Origin of the sequence: Mycolicibacterium litorale, from assembly GCF_010731695.1 — a bacterium.
In the GTDB taxonomy this organism is placed as follows: Bacteria; Actinomycetota; Actinomycetes; order Mycobacteriales; family Mycobacteriaceae; genus Mycobacterium; species Mycobacterium litorale.
Map to the genome: position 1 here is coordinate 5306251 of NZ_AP022586.1, position 23496 is coordinate 5329746.

General features: G+C 70.2%; 20 protein-coding genes and 3 pseudogenes. 14 read left to right on the top strand and 9 right to left on the bottom strand.

Annotated elements, in window-relative coordinates:
- Positions 1–917, top strand: a pseudogene (locus G6N30_RS25550) (TIGR03564 family F420-dependent LLM class oxidoreductase).
- Here the strand turns inward: G6N30_RS25550 and G6N30_RS25555 are convergent.
- Positions 914–2083, bottom strand: coding sequence for a pyridoxal phosphate-dependent aminotransferase (locus G6N30_RS25555; RefSeq protein WP_134056266.1), 1170 nt, complete (start codon positions 2081–2083; stop codon positions 914–916). The pseudogene G6N30_RS25550 and the gene G6N30_RS25555 sit on opposite strands and share 4 nt — an antisense overlap.
- A gap of 55 nt (positions 2084–2138) precedes the next feature.
- Here G6N30_RS25555 and G6N30_RS25560 point away from each other — a divergent pair, with 55 nt between their 5' ends.
- The 6 genes and pseudogenes from G6N30_RS25560 (at position 2139) to G6N30_RS25585 (ending at position 10751) form a co-directional block, all read left to right on the top strand.
- Positions 2139–3245 (top strand): alkene reductase, encoded by a 1107-nt coding sequence (locus G6N30_RS25560; protein WP_134056264.1) that lies wholly within the window; start codon positions 2139–2141, stop codon positions 3243–3245.
- A gap of 124 nt (positions 3246–3369) precedes the next feature.
- Positions 3370–4581 (top strand): acetyl-CoA C-acetyltransferase, encoded by a 1212-nt coding sequence (locus G6N30_RS25565; RefSeq protein ID WP_134056262.1) that lies wholly within the window; start codon positions 3370–3372, stop codon positions 4579–4581.
- A gap of 5 nt (positions 4582–4586) precedes the next feature.
- Positions 4587–6734 (top strand): 3-hydroxyacyl-CoA dehydrogenase NAD-binding domain-containing protein, encoded by a 2148-nt coding sequence (locus G6N30_RS25570; protein WP_134056260.1) that lies wholly within the window; start codon positions 4587–4589, stop codon positions 6732–6734.
- Positions 6735–6857: 123 nt separating this feature from the next.
- On the top strand, positions 6858–7718 hold the full coding sequence (locus G6N30_RS25575) for a helix-turn-helix transcriptional regulator (protein WP_308205143.1): 861 nt from the start codon (positions 6858–6860) through the stop codon (positions 7716–7718).
- A gap of 125 nt (positions 7719–7843) precedes the next feature.
- Positions 7844–9184 (top strand): hypothetical protein, encoded by a 1341-nt coding sequence (locus G6N30_RS25580; protein WP_134056256.1) that lies wholly within the window; start codon positions 7844–7846, stop codon positions 9182–9184.
- A gap of 104 nt (positions 9185–9288) precedes the next feature.
- A pseudogene (locus G6N30_RS25585) lies at positions 9289–10751 on the top strand (class I adenylate-forming enzyme family protein).
- Positions 10752–10785: 34 nt separating this feature from the next.
- On the opposite strand, the gene G6N30_RS25590 reads toward G6N30_RS25585, so the two are convergent.
- Entirely contained in the window at positions 10786–11211 is a 426-nt protein-coding gene (locus G6N30_RS25590) for a pyridoxamine 5'-phosphate oxidase family protein (protein ID WP_134056254.1), read from the bottom strand.
- A gap of 79 nt (positions 11212–11290) precedes the next feature.
- Between G6N30_RS25590 and G6N30_RS25595 the strand changes: the two genes are divergently transcribed.
- Complete coding sequence (locus G6N30_RS25595) at positions 11291–12280, top strand: LLM class F420-dependent oxidoreductase (RefSeq protein ID WP_134056252.1); 990 nt, start codon at positions 11291–11293, stop codon at positions 12278–12280.
- Here the strand turns inward: G6N30_RS25595 and G6N30_RS25600 are convergent.
- Both G6N30_RS25600 and G6N30_RS25605 read right to left on the bottom strand, forming a co-directional pair.
- Positions 12261–12623 (bottom strand): SgcJ/EcaC family oxidoreductase, encoded by a 363-nt coding sequence (locus tag G6N30_RS25600; RefSeq protein ID WP_134056250.1) that lies wholly within the window; start codon positions 12621–12623, stop codon positions 12261–12263. The two genes, G6N30_RS25595 and G6N30_RS25600, sit on opposite strands and share 20 nt — an antisense overlap.
- On the bottom strand, positions 12610–13335 hold the full coding sequence (locus G6N30_RS25605; RefSeq protein WP_179965524.1) for an SDR family NAD(P)-dependent oxidoreductase: 726 nt from the start codon (positions 13333–13335) through the stop codon (positions 12610–12612). The genes G6N30_RS25600 and G6N30_RS25605 overlap by 14 nt, the downstream gene beginning before the upstream one ends.
- A gap of 94 nt (positions 13336–13429) precedes the next feature.
- Between G6N30_RS25605 and G6N30_RS27020 the strand changes: the two genes are divergently transcribed.
- On the top strand, positions 13430–14362 hold the full coding sequence (locus G6N30_RS27020) for a LysR family transcriptional regulator (protein ID WP_134056248.1): 933 nt from the start codon (positions 13430–13432) through the stop codon (positions 14360–14362).
- A 42-nt stretch (positions 14363–14404) separates the two neighbouring features.
- Here the strand turns inward: G6N30_RS27020 and G6N30_RS25615 are convergent.
- Positions 14405–15424, bottom strand: a pseudogene (locus G6N30_RS25615) (YbfB/YjiJ family MFS transporter); the annotation flags it as partial.
- A gap of 126 nt (positions 15425–15550) precedes the next feature.
- On the opposite strand from G6N30_RS25615, the gene G6N30_RS25620 reads away from it, so the two are divergent.
- Positions 15551–15895 carry a cupin domain-containing protein gene (locus G6N30_RS25620; protein ID WP_134056246.1) on the top strand — a complete coding sequence of 115 codons (345 nt, stop codon included), beginning with the start codon at positions 15551–15553 and terminating at the stop codon, positions 15893–15895.
- A 7-nt stretch (positions 15896–15902) separates the two neighbouring features.
- On the opposite strand, the gene G6N30_RS25625 is transcribed toward G6N30_RS25620, so the two are convergent.
- The 3 genes from G6N30_RS25625 to G6N30_RS25635 are packed head-to-tail and all read right to left on the bottom strand — an operon-like array spanning position 15903 to position 20423.
- On the bottom strand, positions 15903–16451 hold the full coding sequence (locus G6N30_RS25625; protein WP_134056244.1) for a hypothetical protein: 549 nt from the start codon (positions 16449–16451) through the stop codon (positions 15903–15905).
- A 23-nt stretch (positions 16452–16474) separates the two neighbouring features.
- Positions 16475–18124, bottom strand: a complete 1650-nt coding sequence (locus tag G6N30_RS25630) for a DNA repair helicase XPB (RefSeq protein ID WP_134056243.1) — start codon at positions 18122–18124, stop codon at positions 16475–16477.
- A gap of 7 nt (positions 18125–18131) precedes the next feature.
- A complete protein-coding gene (locus G6N30_RS25635; RefSeq protein WP_134056241.1) occupies positions 18132–20423 on the bottom strand; it encodes a helicase-associated domain-containing protein in 2292 nt (763 codons plus the stop codon).
- Positions 20424–20458: 35 nt separating this feature from the next.
- Between G6N30_RS25635 and G6N30_RS25640 the strand changes: the two genes are divergently transcribed.
- The 4 genes from G6N30_RS25640 to G6N30_RS25655 are packed head-to-tail and all read left to right on the top strand — an operon-like array spanning position 20459 to position 22102.
- Positions 20459–20680, top strand: coding sequence for a hypothetical protein (locus G6N30_RS25640; RefSeq protein WP_179965667.1), 222 nt, complete (start codon positions 20459–20461; stop codon positions 20678–20680).
- 57 nt (positions 20681–20737) lie between these two features.
- Positions 20738–21169, top strand: coding sequence for a cyclic pyranopterin monophosphate synthase MoaC (moaC, locus tag G6N30_RS25645; protein ID WP_234880251.1), 432 nt, complete (start codon positions 20738–20740; stop codon positions 21167–21169).
- Between the two features lie 25 nt (positions 21170–21194).
- A complete protein-coding gene (locus G6N30_RS25650; RefSeq protein WP_134056237.1) occupies positions 21195–21677 on the top strand; it encodes a MogA/MoaB family molybdenum cofactor biosynthesis protein in 483 nt (160 codons plus the stop codon).
- Positions 21674–22102, top strand: a complete 429-nt coding sequence (locus tag G6N30_RS25655; RefSeq protein ID WP_134056235.1) for a molybdenum cofactor biosynthesis protein MoaE — start codon at positions 21674–21676, stop codon at positions 22100–22102. The genes G6N30_RS25650 and G6N30_RS25655 overlap by 4 nt, the downstream gene beginning before the upstream one ends.
- 6 nt (positions 22103–22108) lie before the next feature.
- On the opposite strand, the gene G6N30_RS25660 is transcribed toward G6N30_RS25655, so the two are convergent.
- Positions 22109–23488, bottom strand: coding sequence for a transglycosylase family protein (locus G6N30_RS25660; protein ID WP_134056233.1), 1380 nt, complete (start codon positions 23486–23488; stop codon positions 22109–22111).
- Between the last annotated feature and the right edge of the window lie 8 nt (positions 23489–23496).

The following is a 23496-nucleotide window of genomic DNA, read 5'->3' on the forward strand; positions in this document are numbered from 1 at the left end:
ATGCCGACAGGACTCGTCATCAACCCCCACCCGGCCGCCCCCAACGCGGTCGACGATGCGATCGCCCAGGCCGCCGCGGCCCACGACCTCGGCGTGCGCCAGATCTGGGTGCCGCAGCGCGTCGATTACGACGCGATCGCCCTGGCCGGGCTGATCGGTACCGCCGTCCCCGGTCTCGGCGTGGGCACCTCCGTGGTCCCGATCAACCCGCGCCACCCGCTACTGGTCGCGTCGGCGGCGCAGACCGCGCAGGCCGCCTCCCACGGCAACTTCAGCCTCGGCCTCGGACTCGGCGCCCACCAGCCCGAGCGGCTGGCGTTCGGAGCGGCCTGGCCCGATCCGGTCGGCCGGCTGCGCGAACACCTCACCGTGCTGCGCTCGATCTTCGACACCGGAGCGGTGGAGTTCCACGGCGAGCACCTCAGCGCCGCCCCCGAGTGGCCGGTGACGGTGCCCGGTGGCACCCCATCCCCATCTACGTCGCCGCCATGGGCCCCAGGGCGCTCCGGGTCACCGGTGAACTCGCCGACGGCACGCTGCCCTATCTCGCCGGCCCGCGCACAATCGCCGAGTTCATCGAACCCACCATCGCCAAGGCCGCGGCCGACGCCGGCCGGCCCGCCCCGCGGATCGTCGCGGTGGTCCCCGTCCTGGTCGCCCGCGACGTGGACACCGCGCGCGACGCGGTGGCCGCCGAACTGAGCTTCTACGACACCATCCCCTCGTACCAGAAGGTCATCGCCCGCGAGAATGCCTCAGCCGCAGCAGAACTGGCGGCGGTCGGGGCCCCCGACGCGGTGGTCCGGCAGCTGCGGCGTTACGCCGACGCCGGCGCGACCGACGTGGTGCTCACCCCCGTCGGCCGGTCCGACGCCGCATCGCTGGCGGCGCTACGCGAAGTGGCGGCGTCGTTCTAGCGGCGCAGCACCTGCAACCGCCGGATCGCCTCGTCCAGCGTGTCGTCACGCTTGCAGAACGCGAAGCGCACCAAGTGGTTCCACAGATCGATGTGCGGTGACTGCGGATCGCAGAACGCCGACATGGGAATCGCCGCGACCCCGGCCCGCTCGGGCAGCTCCGCGCAGAACGCGGTGCTGTCGCTGTAGCCGAGCGGTCGCGGATCCGCGCACAGGAAGTAGGTGCCCGCGCTGTCGTGGACGGCGAAGCCCACGTCCGTCAGCGCCGCGCCGAGTCGGTCGCGCTTGGCCTGGAACGCGTCGCGCAGCGCGCTCACCCACGCGTCCTCGTGGTCGAGGGCGTGGGCCACGGCCGGCTGGAACGGGGCACCGCCGACGTAGGTCAAATACTGTTTGGCCGCGCGCACGCCGGCGATGAGATCTGCTGGGCCACAGATCCATCCGATCTTCCAGCCGGTGACGTTGAACATCTTCGCCGCGCTCGAGATGGTCACCGTACGCTCGGCCATACCCGGATAGGCCGCCAGCGGACGGTGCCGGTGACCGTCGAAGACGAGATGTTCGTAGACCTCGTCGGTGATGACCAGCAGATCGTGTGCGACGGAAAGTTCGGCGATCGCCGAGAGTTCGGCGTCGGAGGCCACCATTCCGGTGGGGTTGTGCGGCGTGTTGACGATCAGCGCCCTGGTGTCCGGCGTGATCGCGCGGCCGAGGGCGTCGACGTCGATCGCGAAACCGCGGCCGTGCTGGGTCATCGGCACGGCCACCCGCCGGCAGCCCGCCATCGCGATCACCGGTGAGTAGGAGTCGTAGAACGGTTCGATGAGCAGCACCTCGGAGCCCGGCTCGACCAGGCCGAGCACCGCGGCGGCGATGGCTTCGGTGGCACCCGCGGTCACCAGAACCTCGGTCTCCGGGTCGTAGTCGACGCCGTAGGTCCGTTTGCGTTGCGCCGCAATTGCTTCCCGCAGCGGGGCGATGCCGAGCCCGGGCGGGTACTGGTTCACCCCGTCGGAGATCGCCTTTCGCGCCACCTCGAGCATCGACGCCGGACCGTCCTCGTCGGGGAAACCCTGTCCCAGATTCACCGCGCCGATACGGGCGGCGAGCGCCGACATCTCGGCGAACACCGTCACCGCGTACGGCCGCAGCCTCGACACCGTCATGGTCCCGAGCGTAACGACGGGAATGAAACCGGGCGTCGCGACGTCTGCACCCAACGTGGCTTTCAAATTCGATGATGACGCAACCCTGCTCGCACCGCTGCAGGTCGGTGACACGTTCGCCGCGAACCGAGTGTTCATGGCGCCGCTGACCAGGTCCCGCGCGCAGGCCGACGGCACACCGTCCTACCTGGCCGCGCAGTACTACGCCCAGCGCGCGTCGGCAGGCCTCATCATCACCGAGGCGACCGCGGTGTCGAAGGACGCCAACGGCGCCTACGTCAACACCCCCGGCATCTACACCGACCGCCACCAGCAGAAGTGGGCGGACATCGCGTCCGCGGTGCATCGCGAGGGCGGCCGCATGTTCATGCAGCTGTGGCATGTCGGCCGGATGGGCCACCCGGACATCAGCGGGGTGCACCCGGTGGCGCCGTCGGCGATCGCCGCGAACATGACCGCGCACACCCCCACGGGGAGGAAGCCGCTGGTGGTCCCGCGGGCGCTGGAGACCGAGGAGATCCCCGGCATCGTCGCCGACTTCCGGGCCGCCGCCCGCCGTGCGGTCGACGCCGGCATGGACGGGGTGGAGATCCACGGCGCCAATGGGTACCTGCTGCACGAATTCCAGTCCGACGTGGTCAACCAGCGAACCGACGCCTACGGCGGATCGCCCGAGAACCGGGCGCGGCTGACCGCGGAGGTGGTGGAGGCCGTGGTCGACGAGATCGGGGCCGGCCGGGTCGGGCTGCGCATCTCGCCCGGAAACGGCGTCGGCGACGTGCAGGAGAACGATCCGGTCGCGACCTACGAGGCGCTGCTCGACCGGATCGCCCCGCTGGGCATCGCGTACCTGCATGTGCTGATCGATCCGACCCTGACGACGTTCGGGGCGATCCGCGCGCTGTGGCCGGGGGTGTTCGTGCTCAACACCGGCCGCAACACCGGCACCGACTTCTGCCAGCTGGAGAGCTTCGCCGAGTGGGGTGCGGTCAGCGCGGTCGCCGTCGGCCGGTCGTACCTGGCCAACCCCGATCTGATCGACCGGCTGGTCCTCGGGGCGGAGCTGAACGAACCGGATGCGGCGACGTTCTACGCACCCGGCCCGGTCGGCTACATCGACTATCCGACGCTGGCCGAGCTGGAGGCCCGCGAGTCGGCCTGAGTTCGCCTCGCGAGCAGACACAGAATCGTGTCGTGACAGGCGCGGGAGCGCGATCTTGCGTCTTCTCGGCGCGGATACGGACCGGCCAACCAACAGGTTGGTTTAGGCTGTTACGCTCGCGCACATGTCTGAAGAAGCCTTCATCTACGAGGCGATCCGCACGCCTCGCGGCAAGCAACGCAACGGTTCGCTGAACGAGGTCAAACCGCTGAACCTCGTCACGGGCCTGATCGACGAACTCCGCCGCCGCCACCCCGACCTGGACGAGACGCTGATCAGCGACGTCATCCTCGGCGTGGTATCGCCGATCGGCGACCAGGGCGGTGACATCGCCCGGACCGCCGTGCTGGCCGCGGGCCTGCCCGACACCACCGGCGGCGTGCAGCTCAACCGGTTCTGCGCCTCGGGCCTCGAAGCGGTCAACACCGCCGCGCAGAAGGTGCGCTCGGGCTGGGACGACCTGGTGCTCGCCGGCGGCGTCGAGTCGATGAGCCGCGTGCCGATGGGCTCCGACGGCGGCGCCTGGGCGACCGACCCGGAGACCAACTACCGCATCGGCTTCGTGCCCCAGGGCATCGGCGCCGACCTGATCGCCACCATCGAGGGCTTCTCCCGCGAGGACGTCGACGCCTACGCCGCGCGCTCGCAGGAACGCGCGGCCGCGGCCTGGTCCGGCGGCTACTTCGCCAAGTCGGTCGTGCCGGTGCGCGACCAGAACGGTCTGGTCATCCTCGACCACGACGAGCACATGCGGCCCGGCAGCACCGTCGAGAGCCTCGGCAAGCTCAAGACCGCGTTCGACGGCATCGGCGCGATGGGCGGCTTCGACGACGTGGCGCTGCAGAAGTACCACTGGGTCGAGAAGATCAACCACGTCCACACCGGCGGCAACAGCTCCGGCATCGTCGACGGCGCCGCCCTGGTGCTCGTCGGCAGCGAGAAGGCCGGCCAGTCGCAGGGGCTGACCCCGCGCGCCCGCATCGTGGCGACCGCCACCAGCGGCTCCGATCCGGTCATCATGCTCACCGGCCCGACGCCGGCGACCAAGAAGGTGCTCGACCGCGCCGGACTGACCGTCGACGACATCGACCTGTTCGAGCTCAACGAGGCATTCGCGTCGGTGGTGCTGAAGTTCCAGAAGGACCTCGACATCCCCGACGAGAAACTCAACGTCAACGGCGGCGCCATCGCGATGGGCCACCCGCTGGGCGCCACCGGCGCGATGATCACCGGAACCATGGTCGACGAGCTCGAGCGCCGCAATGCGCGGCGCGCGCTGATCACGCTGTGCGTGGGCGGCGGCATGGGCGTGGCCACCATCATCGAAAGGGTTTAACGACCATGGCTGAGAACACCATCACGTGGGAGCAGGACGACGACGGCATCGTCACCCTCACGCTGGACGATCCGACCGGGTCGGCTAACGTGATGAACGACCACTACAAGGAATCGATGCACAACGCCGTCGAAAGACTTGTGGCCGAGAAGGATTCGATCACCGGCGTCGTCATCACCAGCGCGAAGAAGACCTTCTTCGCCGGCGGTGACCTCAAGAGCATGATCAACGCCGGCCCGGACGACGCGGCCGACGTGTTCGCCAACGTGGAGGAGATCAAGGCCGACCTGCGCAAGCTCGAGACGCTGGGGAAGCCCGTCGTGGCCGCCATCAACGGCGCCGCGCTCGGCGGTGGCCTGGAGATCGCGCTGGCCACCCACCACCGCATCGCCGCCGACGTCAAGGGTTCGGTCATCGGCCTGCCCGAGGTCACCCTCGGCCTGCTGCCCGGCGGTGGCGGCGTCACCCGCACCGTGCGCATGTTCGGCATCCAGAAGGCGTTCATGGAGGTGCTCTCGCAGGGCACCCGTTTCAAGCCGGCCAAGGCCAAGGACGCCGGTCTGGTCGACGAATTGGTCGGCAGCGTCGAGGAATTGGTGCCCGCCGCCAAGGCTTGGATCAAAGCCAATCCTGAGGCGCACACCCAACCCTGGGATGCCAAGGGCTACAAGATGCCCGGCGGCACCCCGAGTTCACCCGGCCTCGCCTCGATCCTCCCGTCGTTCCCCGCGCTGCTCAAGAAGCAGCTCAAGGGTGCGCCGATGCCCGCACCGCGCGCCATCCTCGACGCCGCGGTCGAGGGTGCGCAGGTCGACTTCGACGCCGCCTCGCGCATCGAGAGCCGCTACTTCGTCTCGCTGGTCACCGGCCAGGTCGCCAAGAACATGATCCAGGCGTTCTTCCTCGACCTGCAGACCATCAACGGCGGCGGTTCGCGCCCCGACGGCATCGCCAAGCAGGAGATCAAGAAGATCGGCGTGCTCGGCGCCGGCATGATGGGCGCGGGCATCGCCTACGTCTCGGCGAAGGCCGGCTACGACGTGGTGCTCAAGGACGTCAGCCTCGAGGCCGCCCAGAAGGGCAAGGCCTACTCGGAGAAGATCGAGGCCAAGGCGCTCGAACGGGGTCGCACCACGCAGGAGCGCTCCGACGCGCTGCTGGCCCGCATCACCCCCACCGGTGAGGCGGCCGACCTGAAGGGCGTCGACTTCGTCATCGAGGCCGTCTTCGAGAACCAGGACCTCAAGCACAAGGTCTTCCAGGAGATCGAGGACATCGTCGAGCCCAACGCGCTGCTCGGCTCGAACACCTCCACGCTGCCGATCACCGGTCTGGCGACCGGTGTGAAGCGCCAGGAGGACTTCATCGGCATCCACTTCTTCTCACCGGTCGACAAGATGCCGCTCGTGGAGATCATCAAGGGCGAGAAGACCTCCGACGAGGCGCTGGCCCGCGTGTTCGACTACACGCTGGCCATCGGCAAGACCCCGATCGTGGTCAACGACAGCCGCGGCTTCTTCACCAGCCGCGTCATCGGCACCTTCGTCAACGAGGCGCTGGCGATGCTCGGCGAGGGCGTGGAGCCGGCGAGCATCGAGCGGGCCGGCAGCATGGCCGGCTACCCGGCGCCGCCGCTGCAGCTGTCCGACGAGCTCAACCTCGAGCTGATGCAGAAGATCGCGACCGAGACCCGCAAGGGCGCCGAGGCCGCGGGCGGCACCTACGAGCCGCACCCGGCCGAGGCCGTGGTCAACAAGATGATCGAGATCGGCCGCCCGTCGCGGCTGAAGGGCGCCGGGTTCTACGAGTACGTCGACGGCAAGCGCACCGGTCTCTGGCCGGGTCTGCGGGAGACGTTCGAGTCTGGCAAGGCCGACATCCCGCTGCAGGACATGATCGACCGGATGCTGTTCGCCGAGGCCATCGAGACCCAGAAGTGCCTCGACGAAGGCGTGCTGACCTCGACCGCCGATGCGAACATCGGCTCGATCATGGGTATCGGCTACCCGCCCTACACCGGCGGGAGCGCGCAGTACATCGTCGGATACGAGGGTGCGCACGGCCGCGGCAAGGAGGCCTTCGTGGCCCGCGCCCGCGAGCTGGCCGAGCGCTACGGCGACCGGTTCACCCCGCCGGAGTCGCTGACCAAGTAGCCGCTGAAGCGCAAATACCCTCGGAATCAACAAAGGTCCGAGGGTATTTGCGTTCGTATCGATAGACTCCCGCGGGTGGCGATGAAGCCGTGGGATGGTGATCGGCCTCAGACCCCGCGCACAGTGATCGAGCGTAGCGACATCGAGGCTCGCGGGTTGTCCTTCACGTTCGCCACCGAGCGCATCACTGCACCCACCGACTGGTGCAGTTTCGACGCCGGCAACCACCTGATGTACGTGTACCGGCACGGCGCAATGCGCTCGATGGAAACGCTGCTCGACTGGGGGCCGTCGGGCCGGATCCCGCCGAGTGCGGGCGACATCTGGTGGAAGCCCGCGGGCATTCCGTGCTCGGCGCTGGTCCAGGGCGACGTGGCCGGATACTGCGAAATCGCCATACCCGGTCGCACGATCGGCGATACGGCGTTGATCCCGCGGGTCAAGTACAAAAACCCACTGGTCCATCACCTGGTCGAGGAGATCCACAGCGTCGCCGGGCGCGACGATGTCGTCGCCCGCCTGCTGACGGAGTCGCTCGCCGAGACGCTCCGACTGCTGATCATCGACACCTACACCGCCGCACCGCAGGTCGCCCGCCCCGATCGGACCACCCTGGATCAGGCCACCCGATCGCTGATCATGGAGTATCTCAGCGACAGCCTGGACACCGAGATCACGCTGGACACGCTGGCGGAGTTGGCGGAGATGCCTGCGGGTGCGTTCATCCAGGCCTTCCGCAGGACGTTCCACACCACGCCTTATCAGTTCGTGCTGGATCGTCGCATCGCCCATGCCAAGACCCTGCTGCTGACGACCTCCCGGTCGATCACCGAGATCGCCGCCGCGGTCGGATTCTCGACTCCAAATCACTTTGCCACCGCCTTCAAGCGTCGAGTCGGCGTCTCGCCGCGCGTGTACCGCCTCGATGCCGGAGCCAGCGTTGACGTGGACAAACCGTCACAGGGTCGAGAGCGGAGGCGATAGCGAGCCGTCGCGCTGCCAGGCTTGATCTTCGCGCGAGCAAGTATTGGAACGTGTTACAGAATGTGAATGTGGCCCGGCTTGCCCTTCGCTACCTTCGCTCGGTCAGTGATCGCTGACACACCCATGTGAGCAAGAAGGAGACCGAGTTGCAGCTCGCACTACGGCCCTACGTGACCGCCGGCGTGGCGATCGTCGGGGCCAGCGTCATCGCAGCCACGCCCATCACCGCGGCGGCACCGGATATTCAGCACCGCGCGGTGACGCTGTCGGCCGCGGTGCAGACGCTGGACCTGCCGAGCCCCGCTGACATCACCCCGTTCGCGGCGGCGTTGGCCGACTCTTCGTTCGTCAACCCCATCACCCGATGGGCCGAGGTGTTCGAGTTGACGGCCAGCAATCTGACCGAGCTCTTCCAGAACGCCGCCGCCGAGCCGTTCCCGGTCCTGCGCCAGATCATCGAAAACCAGATGTCCTACGGTGAACTGATCGGCACCTCGCTGTTGACGGTCGTCCAGAACATCATCAACACGGTGACCATCTACGTTCCGGACTATCTGGAAGAGGCCCGCGCCGAGTTCGAGGCCGGGGACATCATGGGCGTCGGCAATGTCATGTCGCGCGCCACCCTGACTGTCGCATCGAGTCTGTTCCCGATGCTCAATTTCTTCTCCATCCCGAATCAGATGGTCGGCAATCTGTCGTCCGTGCTGGAACTTCTGACCTTCAAATCATTTCGCGATGTGGGGCTGGTAGGCCAGGTCGGCATGGGCTACGTCAGCCTCGTCCAGGGCTTCGTGTCACAGGGTGCCGCTCGGATCGGACAGAACCTGTACGACGCCATCCAGGACGGCGACCTGGTGAAGTTGGCGAGCACGATCATCAACGCACCCGCCGACATCGTCAGCGCGATCCTCAACGGATCCTACGTCCCGCCCAATCGGCCCGGCCGACCCGGCAGCTGGACGTCCGGGCTCTTCAGTCCCGACCGGATGTACGCCCCGCTGCACGCGTTCCTGATCGACATCCCCCGGGCAATTGCCGCGGCGATCGCACCACCCGTCGCCGCGCCGCGCGAGACTCCCGCACCGAGGACCGCACCGGAACCGGAGGCGCTGACAGCAGCACCCGAAGGTGAAGGGGCCGAAGAGGTTTCGAACGAGGTGGCAGCGACCGTGGAGGCCGATGAGGACACCGCTGCGGCCCCGGTGCTCGACGCGGACGAAACCGTCATCGACACCGCCGATTGGGAATCAACCGAGGAGACCACGCTCGACGACGTTGTGGCGGACTCGGACGAGTCCGTCGACGACGACGCGGCGGATGACCTCACGGATCCCGCGGACACGATCGGCGACGACGCCGAGGAGACGACCGGCACGCCCGACGCGACGGACCCGGCGAGCAGCGACACGGGCACTGATACGAGCGGAGATGCCGGCGCTGAAGGAGGCACCGGCAGCGAGTGATCCGCGCGGGTCCTTCGCCGCGAGCAGACGTAAAGGTGCCCAAAACCTCGCAGTTTTGGGCACTTTTGCGTCTGCTCGCCCCGAGCGCCGTTAGCCTGGCGATCGTGGGCTTCACGGAGACCTTCGCGGCGGGCTTCGCGAGTTACGGTGAGCGGCCCTGTATCGAGTTCGAGGGTCGCTGGCACACCGGCGACGAGGTGACCGGTTACGCGGCCGCCGTCGATGCGGCCTTGCGAGAGGCGGGGGTCGACGCGCACGCGCCGATCGGGTTGGTGGTGCGCAACCGGCTGTGGCATGCGGCGACCATCGCCGGGTCACTCGCCGGCGGGCGGTGGCTGTCGATGATCTACTCGTTTCAGTCCCCGGAGGCCGTCGCTCGCGACGTCGAACAGGTGCGCCCGGCCGCCGTCGTCGCCGATGAGGAGGACTGGACGCAACCGGTCATCGACGCCGCGACGCGCGCTGTGGCATTGGGGGAGTGGCGCTTTCGCCCTCGGGTCCGCGCGTCATGACGGTGGGCACCCCGGCGCCGGCGTCCCCGTCGGCCGGGCTGTCGATCCTCACCTCCGGCACCACCGGGCCGCCGAAGCGGCAGTCGATCGGCGAGGCCGTGCTGGAACGCACGGTGTTCAGCGTGACCGGCGGACTGTTCGCCTCGCCGGACGATCCGCCTGAGCTGTCGTACTGGCCGTTCGGCGGCATCGGGGTCTGCCAGCTGATCGCCGGCTTCGCCACCGGCAAGCGCATCGTGCTGCTGGAAAGGTTCAGCGTGGACGACTGGGTGCGGGCGGTGCGCACCCACCGCATCCCCCGCGCGGGCGTGCAGCCGGCGGTCGTGCGGATGCTGCTCGACGCCGACGTGCCCGCCGGCGATCTGGCGTCACTGCAGTTCCTGATCAGCGCGTCGGGTCCGCTCGATCCGGCGACCCGCCTCGAGTTCGAGCAGCACTTCGGCATACCCATCCGCTTGGCCTACGGCGCAACGGAATTCGCCGGGTCGGTGTGCGCGTGGACCCCCGAGATGGTCGAGCGGTTCGGCGACGCCAAACGGGACAGCGTGGGCCGTCCGCTGCCCGACACCCAGGTGCGCATCGTCGACCCGGACACCGGTGACAAGGCGCCCACCGGGCAGCGCGGTGTGCTCGAGGCGCGGATCGCCGCGCTCTCCCCGGACTGGATCCGCACCACCGACATCGCCTCGATCGACGCCGACGGGTTCGTCACCCTCCACGGCCGCGCCGACGGCGCCATCATCCGCGGCGGCTTCAAGATCCTGCCCGAGACGGTGCGCCAGGTGCTGCTCACCCACCCGGGCGTACGGGACGCCTGCGTGGTCGGTGTGCCCGATGACCGGTTGGGGCAGGTGCCCTTCGCCGCGGTCGAACCCGCGCGGGGACAACCGGTTCCGGAATCCGACGAACTGCGCGAGTGGGTGCGCGCCGCCTTACCCGTGCACCACGTGCCGGTCGCGGTCGCCGTCGTCGACGATCTGCCGCGCACGCCTTCGCTCAAGGTGCGGCTGCCCGACGTGGCGGCCCTCTACGAGGCCGTTCGGGTGAACGGCTGACAGCGCGCCACCGCAGCGGTGCCGCCGCGGTCCGTCAGAACGAGCCGAGGTCCGACGACAACCAGTGCTGCGGGCGAAGGTGGATCACCACGCTCTCACCGTGTTCGCGGCGGGCCATTTCGAGATAGGGCTCCACCGCCTCTGGCGGCAGGTAGCGCTTGGTCACCTCGACAAGCTGATCGTCGGTGGCGGGTTCGATGCGGCTGACCGGTCCGTCGACGGCGACATAGCGCACCGTGGGCTCGACGCGCTCGACCATCAGGGAGAAATGGCCGGCCGCCTCGATCAGCCGGTGTTTTCGTGAACCGGCTCCGGTCAGCACCCACGGCTCACCGCCGGGGGAGTACTGGTACCAGACCGGTACGGTCAACGGGCCACGGTCCGGTCCGGCGGACACCGATAGCGCGGCGACGTGTGGTTCGGCGAGGAACTGTTCGCGGTCGTCTTTCGATAGGGCCATGTTCGCGAGGGTAACGACGCCCACCGACACTGTCCGCAAGTCGCCGAAACGCCCGGGTACGGGGCTACAGTCGGGTGTCATGCGCTTCGGACTGTTCATTCCGCAGGGTTGGCGGCTCGATCTCGTCGGCATTCCGGCGGCAGACCACTGGCGGGTGATGTCAGACCTGGCGGCCTACGCCGACCGCACCGCCTGGGACTCGCTGTGGGTGTACGACCACTTCCATACCGTCCCGGTGCCGACCGACGAGGCCACCCACGAGGCGTGGTCGCTGATGGCCGCCTACGCGGCGACCACGTCGCGGATCAGACTCGGCCAGATGTGCACCGCGATGAGCTACCGCAACCCGGCCTACCTCGCCAAGGTCGCCGCCACCGTCGACGTCATCTCAGGCGGCCGGGTGCAGATGGGGATCGGCGGCGGCTGGTACGAACACGAGTGGCGCGCCTACGGATACGGCTTCCCGCCGGCCGGCGCCCGGCTGGGCCGGCTCGACGAGGGTGTGCAGATCATGCGGGACGCCTGGCGTGACGGACGGGCCAGCCTCGACGGTAAGCACTATCAGGTCACCGACGCGATCGTGCAGCCGAAGCCGCTGCAGGAGAACGGGATCCCGCTGTGGATCGCCGGCGGCGGCGAGAAGGTCACCCTGCGGATCGCTGCGAAGTACGCGCAATACACGAACTTCACCGCCGAACCCGCCGGGTTCGAGCACAAGTCCAAGGTGCTGGCCGACCACTGCCGCGATGTCGGCACCGACTACGACGCGATCGTGCGGTCGGCGAACTTCAACGCCGTGATCGGCGAATCCGAGGACGACGTCGCCGCCCGGGTGAAGCGGGTGCGGGAGCGGCAGGTCGCGGTGGCGAACGAGGAGGCGGTCGACGCGATGCTGTCCACGGCGACCGCCCCCGAATCGGCCAGCGGCACCCCCGATCAGGTGATCGAGAAGCTCGCCAGGATGCGCGATCTCGGATGCGAATACGCGATCCTCTACTTCCCCGAAGCCGCCTACGACAGGACGGGTATCGAGATGTTCGAACAGCAGGTCATCCCGGCACTGAGCTAGCCTGGTAGTGCAGGATCCGCCAGTCGTCGTCGCGCCGGCCCACGACCACGCCGAGATGCAGGCGCACCGTCGGCCGGTCGGTGTACGCGAAGTCCGCGCTCAGATAGCCCAGCACGAGATCGTCGGTGAGCGTTCGGGTTTCGAGCACCTGGTACGTCACCGTCATTCCGGGTGGCTGAGAGTCGTAGTAGTCCGCGACTCCCCGGCGGCCCACGCTGTACGATCGCAGCCCCTGGAAGATCGCGTCCTCGTCGAACGCCGCGGCCACCCGCTGCGCGTCGTGGCTGTCGATGCCGGCCCGCCACTCGTCCATGACGCGGCGGACGACCTCAGTGCCCGGCACTTTGACCACCGTCCACGTGCAGGATCTCGCCGGTGACGAACGGGGCGTTCTCGAGATAGAGCACGGCGTCCACCGCGTCGTCGATCTCACCCATGCGGCCCGTGGGGTTCAGCCCCGACAACGCCTCGTAGGTCGAGGGGTCGTGCATCGGGGTGCGGATGACGCCCAGCGCCACCGCGTTGACCCGGATCCCCTGCTGCGCGTACTCCACCGCCAACGCCTTGGTGGCGGCGTTGAGGCCGCCCTTGGTCAGCGACGCCAGCGCCGAGGGCACCTGCGAATTCGCCTGGTCGACAAGGCTGGTCGAGATGTTGACGAGGTGGCCGCCGCGGCCCATCGCCGCGACCGCGGCACGCGAGACCTCGAAGAATCCCCTCAGGTTCACCCCGGTGACTGCGTCGTAGTCGGCGTCGGTGTACTCGGTGAACGGCTTCGCCACGAAGATGCCCGCGTTGTTCACCACGGTGTCGATGCGGCCGAACCGCTCGAGTGCGGCGTCGACGACGCGTTGCCCGACTCCGGCCTGCGCGATGTCCCCCGGCACGGTCAGAACCATCGGATCGTCGCTGTCGGCGATGTGGCGTGAATTGGCGACGACGGCGTAGCCGAGCCTGCGGTAGCGCTCGAGCAGGCCGGCGCCGATGCCCTGGGAGGCGCCGGTGATGATCGCGACGCGGGTGGTGATGCTGGTGGTGTGCTGTGAAGTGGTCATGCCCTCGTCAACACGCACCGGTTGGGGGACGATGCTCCGTCGGAACGATCGCTTCCCTCCCTACTGGGAGGCTGCGGCTACTACGCTTCTGGCCGTGGAGCTGAGGCAGCTGCGCTACTTCGTCACCGTCGCCGACGAGTTGAACTTCGGTCGGGCGGCGGAGCGCCTGCACATCGCGGGCCCGTCGCTGTCCCAGCAGATCAAGGCGCTCGAACGCGACCTGAAGGTGACGCTGTTCGAGCGGGACCGCCGATCCGTCGCGCTCACCCCGGCAGGTGCGGCACTGCTGCCCGACGCCCGCGCGCTGGTCGCGCAGGCCGACGAGTTGCGCAGGCGTGCATCCGGTTTGGCGGTATCGGACCCGGTGCGTATCGGATACGTGAACTGGTGCCCGACCGACTGGGCACAGCGGGCCGCCGGGGTGGCGCAGCTGCGCGTCGACACCTGGGTCATGCCGTCGCACACCCAGGCCGCCCGCGTGGCCGACAACAGCCTGGACCTCGCGATCTGCTGGGTGCAGAACGCCGACCTCGACGCGTTGGGGCTCGAGGCCCGGTTGCTCGGGGTGGACCGGTTGTACGCGCTGCAGGCCGGCGCCGACGAGGCGCCGGTGGCAGCGGCCGACACCGTGGTCATGGTCGATGCCGACGCGCAGCGGTGGTCGTCGTGGAACCGCTACGGCGAACAGTTCGCCGCGGCGACGGGGGCACGCGTCATGCGTACCGACGACGGCGGCGTCACCGGACCGACGTTCTTCGAACACGTCCGGCTGCTCGGGCGTCCCGTGCTGAACAATCCGAAGGGCCAGGACGTCGCGCTGCCCAGGGGTCTGGTGCGCCGCCCGGTGGTCGACCCGGCGCCGCTGTGGACGTGGTCACTGGTGTGGCGGCGTGGCGAGGCCGACGCCGTGGTGCACGCCGTGATCGACGAATTCACCCGTGGTGTCGGTGATCTCGGGTTGGCCGAGCCGTCGGTGTGGCTGCCCGACGACGATCCGCATCACCCCGGCGGCCACGGCGGCGGCTAGCACCACCATCGCGCCCACCAGCAGGGCGGGCCGGAACCCGTGGTGCAACACCGGCGCCACCGCCACCGGGCCGAGGATCTGGCCGGCCGAGTACCCCGCCGTCAGCAGGGCGACCGCCCGCGGATAGCGCAACACCCGCCCGGCGGCCAGCGCCAGCGTGCTCACTCCGACGAAAGTGCCGCCGAACAACACGGCGCCGGCGAGTGCGGCCGTCACCCCGCCGAGCAGACCCGCCGCGGCGATCCCGCCTGCCTGCACGCACAGGGCCGCGGCGAGCAGCGCCGGGTGACTCCACTTGGCGCTCAGCGCAGCCCACAGCGCCGCGGACGGCACCGTGGCCAGGCCGACCGCCAGCCAGACGCCGCCGCCCAGCCAGCCCGGTGCGTCGTCGGGGACGGCCGCCACCAGGAACGTGCCCGCGATGATGTACCCGATGCCTTCGAGCGTGTAGCTGAGCAGCAGCAGTGTGAACACCCCGTGCGGCGGGCGGTGCGCGGCCGAACCGTCCGCCGTCGCGGTATCCGCCGGAGAGACCATCGTCCACGCCGCGGCACCGAGCACGGCGGCCACGGCCGCGGCGCCCCACCACGCCAGCTTCCAGTCATCGAGGGCGAGGACGAGCACCGCCGACAGCGCGATGCCCGCACCCACTCCGCCCAGACCCCAGCCGGCCAGGTGGGCCGGGCGATCGTGCAGATGCTCGAGCATGGTGTTGACCGCGATGACGAACACCAGCGCACTGGCGACCCCGGCCAATCCGCGCAGCAGCATCCACTCGGTCACGCCGGTGGCCAACGGCATGGCGGCGAGGCCGGCGATCAGCGCGATCAGCGAGGCCCGGCACAGCGACACCGACCGGGCGAGCCGCGGCGAGAACGTACCGACCAGCGCGCCGGCGAGGTAGCCGGCGTAGTTCGCGGTGGCCAGGCCGGCCGCGGTGTGGGCGGTGACCCCGGCCTGTGCGGTCATCAGCGGCAGGATCGGCGTGTAGACGAACCGTCCGACTCCCATCGCGGCCGCCAGTACCGCGGCCGTGCGTGCGACATGGGCATGGTGTTGCATCCGCCCATCGTGTGACGCCACGGCGACCGGCGGCCACGATCAGATCCCTCGCAGGTGTGAGGCTGCGGCTAACGTGAACGCCGCGCTGAACTGATTGCCCTCACAGGAAGCGGGAACAAACAACCCATGGAGAAGATCTCACTCACGGCCCTGGTCCGCGAACACCTGGAGACCGCCCGGTCCCACAGCAGCGGTCGCAGTGCGCACACCGTCTACGGCGGCCACGAGCACTCGCTGCGGCAGACGCTGATCGCGCTGGCCGCAGACCAGGACATGCAGGAGCATGAGGCCCCCGAGGAAGCCACGCTGCAGGTGCTGCACGGCCGCGTCCGGCTCGACTCCGGCGACGCAGGCTGGGAGGGCATCGCCGGCGACCTGATCGTCATCCCGAAGACCCGGCACGGATTACACGCGCTCGAGGACTCCGCGGTGTTGCTGACCGTGATGAAGGCCGTCGGACCGCACGCCTGAAAAGAGGTCAGGGACCGGCGATGATCTTCGGCGGCGCGGGGGGCGCGGCCGGAGCGGCAGGCGGCGGCGGATCGAAGTACCCGGGCGGCGGCGGCCCGTCGATTGAGTAATACCCCTCGGGCAGCGGTGGACCGGTGACCTCGGGTCCCGGGGCGGGCGCGAGAGCCGGCGTCGAGGACTCCGGGGCGGTGAAGGACGTGTAACCCGGCGGCAGCGGGGGTGGGGGACCGGCTCCCGGCGGTGGCGGGGCCGCCACCGGCATCTGGCCAGGCATGCCCATGCCGTAGGGATCGCGGGCCTGATGCCAGGCGTCGCGCAGGAAGCCGAGCGGCCCGTCGCCCGAACCGTAGACGGGGTTCTGCACCTGTGGCACCGGCGGCGGCCCCACCGGTGGCGGCGCCGGAGCGGGAACCGGGCCGGGCACCGGCGGCGGGGCGGGCTGCGCGAAGGCGGGACCCGCCAGACCCAGCGCGCCCGCGCCGACGGCCACGCCGGCCAGCACCAGCTTGGCCGCGCGTGTGGTGGAGCCGGCGCGGATGCGCTGTCGTCCGATCATGGGTGTGAGGCTAGCCGATGGCCTCAGATCGCGGGTCCCAACAGATCGTCGGCGTCCTTGATGACGTAGCCGTAGCCCTGCTCGGCGAGGAACCGCTGCCGGTGTGCGGCGTATTCGGCGTCGAGGCTGTCGCGCGAGACCACCGAGTAGAACACCGCGCCGCCGCCGTCGTGCTTGGGCCGCAGCAACCGGCCCAGCCGCTGCGCCTCTTCCTGCCGGGAACCGAATGTGCCCGAAACCTGAACGGCGACAGAGGCTTCCGGCAGGTCGATGGAGAAGTTCGCGACCTTGGACACCACCAGAGTCGAGATCTCGCCGCGGCGGAACTGGTCGAACAGCGCTTCGCGTTCGGCGGTCTTCGTCGACCCCTGGATCACCGGGGCGTCCAACTCCTGACCCAGCTCCTCGAGCTGGTCGAGGTAGGCGCCGATCACCAGCGTCTGTTCACCCTTGTGGCGTTCGAGGATCGACCGGACCACCGCGATCTTCGTGTGCACGGTCGAGCACAGCTTGTAGCGCTCCTCGGGTTCGGCGACGGCGTAGAGCATGCGCTCGTTGTCCGTCATCGTCACCCGCACCTCGATGCACTCGGCCGGCGCGATCCAGCCCTGGGCCTCGATGTCTTTCCACGGCGCGTCGTAACGCTTGGGCCCGATGAGGCTGAACACGTCCCCTTCGCGGCCGTCCTCGCGGATCAGCGTGGCGGTCAGTCCGAGCCGGCGGCGCGACTGCAGATCGGCCGTCATCCGGAACACCGGCGCGGGCAGCAGGTGCACCTCGTCGTAGATGATCAGGCCCCAGTCGCGGCTGTCGAACAGCTCGAGGTGGCGGTACTCGCCCTTGGTGCGACGGGTGATCACCTGATACGTGGCGATCGTGACCGGGCGGACCTCCTTCTTCTCGCCGGAGTACTCGCCGATCTCCTCCTCGGTCAGGGACGTGCGCGCGATCAGTTCGCGCTTCCACTGCCGCCCCGCCACCGTGTTCGTGACGAGGATGAGCGTCGTGGCGCCCGCCTTGGCCATCGCCGCGGCGCCGACGAGTGTCTTACCCGCGCCGCACGGCAGCACCACCACACCGGAGCCGCCCGACCAGAACGAGTCGGCGGCCATCTCCTGGTAGTCGCGCAGCTGCCAGCCATCCTGCATCAGGTCGATCGGATGCCGCTCGCCGTCGACGTAGCCGGCGAGGTCTTCGGCCGGCCAGCCGATCTTGAGCAGCATCTGCTTGACGCGGCCGCGCTCGCTGGGATGCACGATCACCGTGTCGTCGTCGATGCGCGCGCCCAGCATCGGGGCGATCTTCTTGTTGCGCAGCACCTCTTCGAGCACCGCGCGGTCCAGGCTGACCAGCACCAGCCCGTGCACCGGGCTCTTGACCAGCTGCAGCCGGCCGTAGCGGGCCATGGTGTCGACGATGTCGACCAGCAGGGGCTGCGGCACCGCGTAGCGGGAGAACGACACCAGGGCGTCGACCACCTGCTCGGCGTCGTGACCTGCGGCGCGGGCGTTCCACAACGCCAGCGGGGTGATGCGGTAGGTGTGGATGTGCTCGGGCGCACGCTCCAGCTCCGCGAAGGGGGCGATCGCCGCGCGGGCCGCACCGGCCTGCTCGTGATCGACCTCGAGCAGCACCGTCTTGTCGGACTGCACGATCAAAGGACCGTCTGTCATAGCTCCATTATTCGTTCTCGGCCGACACCACCGAGGTCACGCGGTGAATCGCGAATTCGCGCACCCGCCCGGATGCCGGATCGTAGGCGGTCAACTGGCCGCCGCGGACGTTGACCGGGGCCACCACTCGCTGCGTGGCCACCCCCGCAGGGTCCACGTAGCCGATCACCACCGACGTCTGCTGTAGCGCCGCTTCCTGCAGCTGCGTTATCGCAACGCCGGGATCGAGCCGCATGTTCCCGGTGGGTGCGGAGGCGACCTTGCGCAGCACCGCGACGATCGCGCCCAGCGTCTGCCCCGTGGGTGTCGGCGACGGCCGGTAGACGCGCCGCCGGCCTGGGGCGGGCACCCGCGCACCGCGCGAGCGGATGTCCACGATCGCACCGGAGGCGTCCTCGGCGGCGGGCGCGAACCCGGCGGCGCGCAGGGCGGCGAGCACGTCGGCGATCGGGGCCTGCGACACCGCCACCGTCGGCGCCAGCAGCCGCAGCTCCACCACGTCGGTGGCCGGCGCGGCGACCGCCTGGGCCAGCAGCGCCGCATCCTCACACCGCACGAACGACGCGGCCATCCCGACGCGCAACTGGCCGTGGCGGCGGGCGACGTCGTCGATCAGATACGTCAGGCCCTGCGGCACAGGCGTTCGCGAATGCCGGCCGAAGAACGAGTGCAGCTCGCTGGCGGTCTTGCCGGTGTCGAGCGCGCGGCGGATCGACGCCTCGCTGACCCGGTACACCATCGCCGCGCCCGCCGACTCCACGGCGGCGACGGCGGCCAACTGCTCGGCCAGGTCCCGCTCCAGCGGGCCCGGGACGACGACGGTCAGATCGGCCTGGACGAGGAAGTGGTCGATGGGGGCGGGCAGCACCTTCGCCATGGCCGCCACGACGTCCTCGGGCGGATCGCCGGCCAGCAGCCTGCGGGTGGGTGTCGCGATCGCGCCGCGGCCCACCATGCCCAGCGCGTGCGCTTCGGTGAGCAGACCGTCGACGGGCTCGGGCTGCAGCCGGACCGCCCAGCGCGGCCTGCGCCAGATCATCGCCCGCGACGCCGACGCCGCATCCACCCCCGAGCCGGCGGGCAGGTCGGCCAGCACCGACAGCAACAGCCTCCGGTCCAGCGGGGCGGCTGTCGAGTACAGCGAATCCGACAGCGCCGCATATGGTTTCCCGTCGGGCCCGCGGCTGCCGACCAGCCCCGGCCTGCCGGGCAGATCCAGCCACGTCGAGGCCAGCAGATGCCAGCGCACCGCGGTCGGTGATTCGATGAACCGGTCGGCCGCCACCGTCGGCGCCCAGAACGTGCCGGTTCCGTCGCCCGGATCGGGTTCGGGCATCCCGGCCGCCATCAGGCCGGCCGCCACCGCCACCTCCAGGATCAGGCCGAGCCGGCGCTCGTCGATGCCCGTCGACTTGGTGAGGCGTTTGAGTTCGCGCACGCCGAGGCCGCCGCTGCGCAGCTCCGGCACCGGGGCCGCCGACAGCGCCTCGAGCACCACGTCGACCTCGCGCAGCAGGTCGATGGCCGCACCGGCGGCCACGGCGTCGACGTCGCCGGTCTTGGTCGACGAGGTGACGGGGTCGGGCGGGGTCAACTCGGCGGGTCCGGGGACCTCGCCCCGCAGCACCTGGCCCACCAGGCGGGGCAGGATCACGGTGTCGTCGTCGACCTGGCGCAGCAGTCCCGCCGCGAGCAGCCGCTGCACCGGACGGTCCGGCGGAGTGCCCGGGGCGGCGTCTCTGGTGCGACCCACCGGGGACCCCTCGAGCAGACGGTCCAACAGATCGCGTTGGGCGGTGTCCAGCCCGGCCAGCATCCGCGCGATGTCCTCGGCGCGCAGGTCGGGGTTCTCCACCACGGCCTGCCCCGGGTACCACGGCAGCCCCGACACCGCCTCGGCCGCGACCCGCACCTCGTCGTCACCCCAGACCAGCGCGCGGGCGCGCAGGTCGTCGACGGCCGCGGTGATCGCGCCCTCGTCGGCGCGCGGCCCGATCAGCTCGAACAGCTTGGCCAGCGGCACCGCCGTGGTGTCGGCGTGCAACACGAGCAGCGCGTCCAGCACGGCCAGCCGCAGGAAATCGAGGTCGTCGGTGGCGGCCTTGACCGACTGCCGCGACGTCGCCCGCGCGGCAAGCGCGGCGATGGTGCCCGGCGGCGGCTGGGTCAGGTCGGGCCGCAACTCCAGCAGCCGGATCAGCCGCTCGTCGGGTAGTTGGGCCAACCAGGCGCCCAGGGGGACGCCGGTGTTCCCCCGAGTCGCTTCGCTCCTGCCCGCCGGCGGAGTGTGTGCTGTCATTGCTGACCAGCGTAAAGCAGCCGCCCGACCTCGCCATGCGCCGCAGCGTTTGCCACAATGTGGGCGTGGCTGACAAGAAATCGAAGAAGCAGTATGTCGATCCGGGGTGGCCCGCTCACCTCGACGGGGACGAGCACGCCGTGAGCGAACTCGCCACCGACCGGGTCGGGGCGCTTTCGCCCTTCGGTGACCTGACCTTCCCGCTGCCAGCCGACGATCTGCCGTACCTGCACCCCGTCACGGTCGTCAACAGATAAGTGACCGGCGGCTCGCAGCACGGGCTTTCGCACCTCGACGAGTCCGGCGCGGCGCACATGGTCGACGTCAGCGCCAAGGACGTCACCAAACGCACCGCCGTCGCAGCGGGCACTGTGCACACCCGGCCGGACGTCGTCGCGATGATCGCGTCCGGCGGGCTGCCCAAGGGTGACGCGCTGGCGACGGCGCGGGTGGCGGGCATCATGGCCGCCAAACACACCAGCGATCTGATCCCGCTGTGCCATCAGCTCGCGCTCACCGGCGTCGACGTCGACTTCGAGATCGGCGAGAGCCACGTCCGTGTCACCGCGACCGTGCGCACCACCGACCGCACCGGCGTCGAGATGGAAGCGCTCACAGCGGTCAGCGTGGCCGCGCTGACCGTGTACGACATGATCAAGGCCGTCGACGCCGCCGCCCGCATCGACGACATCGCGGTGCTGCGCAAAGAGGGCGGCAAGACCGGCACCTGGACCCGGACGCCGTGATGAGCGCTTGCGCGAAGAACCGACGATGACGGCCCGTTCCGGCCGGGTCGTCATCGCCTCCACCCGGGCCGCCGCACAGGTCTACGAAGACCGCACCGGCCCGCTGATCGTCGACTGGCTGACCACGCGCGGTGTCCACGTCCCCGCACCGGTGGTGGTGCCCGACGGCGCACCGGTCGAAGAAGCCCTGCGCGCCGCGGTCGCCGACGGTGTCGACGTCGTCATCACCTCGGGTGGCACCGGCATCTCGCCGACCGACGCCACCCCGCAGGCCACCGCCGCCGTCGTCGACTACGAACTGCCCGGCCTGGCCGAGGCGATCCGGCGGGCGGGGCTGCCTGGAGTACCGACCGCCGTGCTCTCGCGCGGCATCTGCGGCGTGGCCGGGCGCACGCTGGTGGTGAACCTCCCCGGATCTCCGGGCGGCGTCAAGGACGGGCTGTCGGTGCTCGCCGACGTCCTCCACCACGCCCTGGATCAACTCGCCGGAAAGGACCATCCGCGATGACCGCCCTCGTGCTGCGCGCCGCCGTGACCGAAACCCCGATCGACCTGGCCGAGCACGAAGAGCTGGTGGCGCACGAATCCGCCGGTGCGGTGGTGAGTTTCGCCGGTGTGGTGCGCGACCACGACGGCGGCCGCGGAGTGACCCGGCTCGAGTACTCCGCGCACCCCAGCGCCGGGCAGGTCCTGGCCGAGGTCGCCGCCGAGATCGCGGCGGACTCCGACGGGGTGCGCGCGATCGCCGTCAGCCATCGCGTGGGACCCCTCGAAATAGGCGACGCCGCCCTGGTGGCCGCTGTGGCAGCGGACCATCGCAGGGCGGCGTTCGACACCTGTTCCCGGCTCGTCGACGCCGTCAAGGACCGGATCCCGGTGTGGAAACACCAGTTCTTCGGTGACGGCTCAGACGAGTGGGTGAACTCGGCCTGACCCGACTCAGGCGGGCGGCACTACCGGAGCGGGCGCGGGGGCAGGAGCCGGAGCCGGAGCAGGAGCGGGAAGCGTCCCGACCGGGATCGGCGCCGGGCCACCCGGGGCGTCCGGAGTGGTCAGCGGCCGCTGGGTCAGCGCCAGCAGTGCGTCCGAACCCGAGATCTCCTGGGTCTGGATCGCGTGCCAGATCTCCTTGAGGTAGGTGACGTTCGGGCTCTGTCCGGGCACCTGGGCCGGGTCGACGGTGGTTCCCGGCGGCAGGTTCTGCGGGCTCGCGAGGTGCGGCACCTCGGCGGGCAGCTGAGGCAGACCGGCGGGCATTGCCGGGACCTCGCCGCTGGCGGCCTGATTGGCGGCGTCGAACACCGGCTGCGGGATGTCGACCGCGTTGAGCGCGCCCAGCGGGTCGGGGGCTGGGGCGGCGACCGGGGCGGGCGCAGGAGCCGGGGCAGGCGCGGGAGCCGGCGGAGCCGGCTGCAGCGGCGCGGGCACGCCGAGCGACCAGTTCTGCGGCTGCGGCTGATCCGGTGCCGGAGCGGCGGCGGTGTCCCAGTTCGCGGCGGCCGCGGCCACCGCGCTGTCGGCAGGCGCGGGCGGCGGGGGCAGCGGCGCGTCAGCCGGCGGGGGCAGCGGGGCACCCACGGGAGCGGGAGCCGGTGCGGCCCAGACAGCGGGTTCGACCGGGGCGGGCGGCGGAGGCAGCGGCGCGTCGAGAGGCGCCGCTGCCGGAGCAGGTGCGGGTGCCGGAGCCGGCGCGGGCAGCGGGGCCGGGGCGGGCGGCAGCGGAGCCGGGGCGGCCATCGCATCGAGCGGCGCGGCCGGCGGGGGCACCGGAGCCGGCGGCAGGGGAGCCGGAGGCAGCGGCGCAGGCGGCAGCGGGGCCGGAGCGGCCATCGCGTCGAACGGCGCGGGCGGCGGCGGGGGAGGCGGCGGAGCGAACGGATCGATCGGCGGCGGGGGCGGCAGGATGCCGTTCAGCGGCGCCGGGTCGACCGGCTGGTCGACGACGTTGCGCGGTGTCGCACCGGACAGCGGGCCGCCGCAGGAGGGCCATGCGCCCTTGCCCTGACTGGCCAGCACGCGCTCGGCGACGGCGATCTGCTCTTCCTTGGTCGCCATGTACGCGGTCGGCGCGAACTCGCTGCCGCCGTGACCGGCCCAGGTGCTCGGGGAGAACTGCAGGCCGCCGTGATAGCCGTTGCCGGTGTTGATGGCCCAGTTGCCGCCCGATTCACAGGCCGCGACCCGATCCCATTCACCGTCCGTGGCGGCCCCGGCATGGCCGGCGAGGGCGATGCCTCCGCCACCGATGACGGCGCCCGTGAAGGCGATCTTGGCGACGCTTACTGCTGAATTAGTGGGCTTGCGATGCCGTCCACTCATAAGTGCGA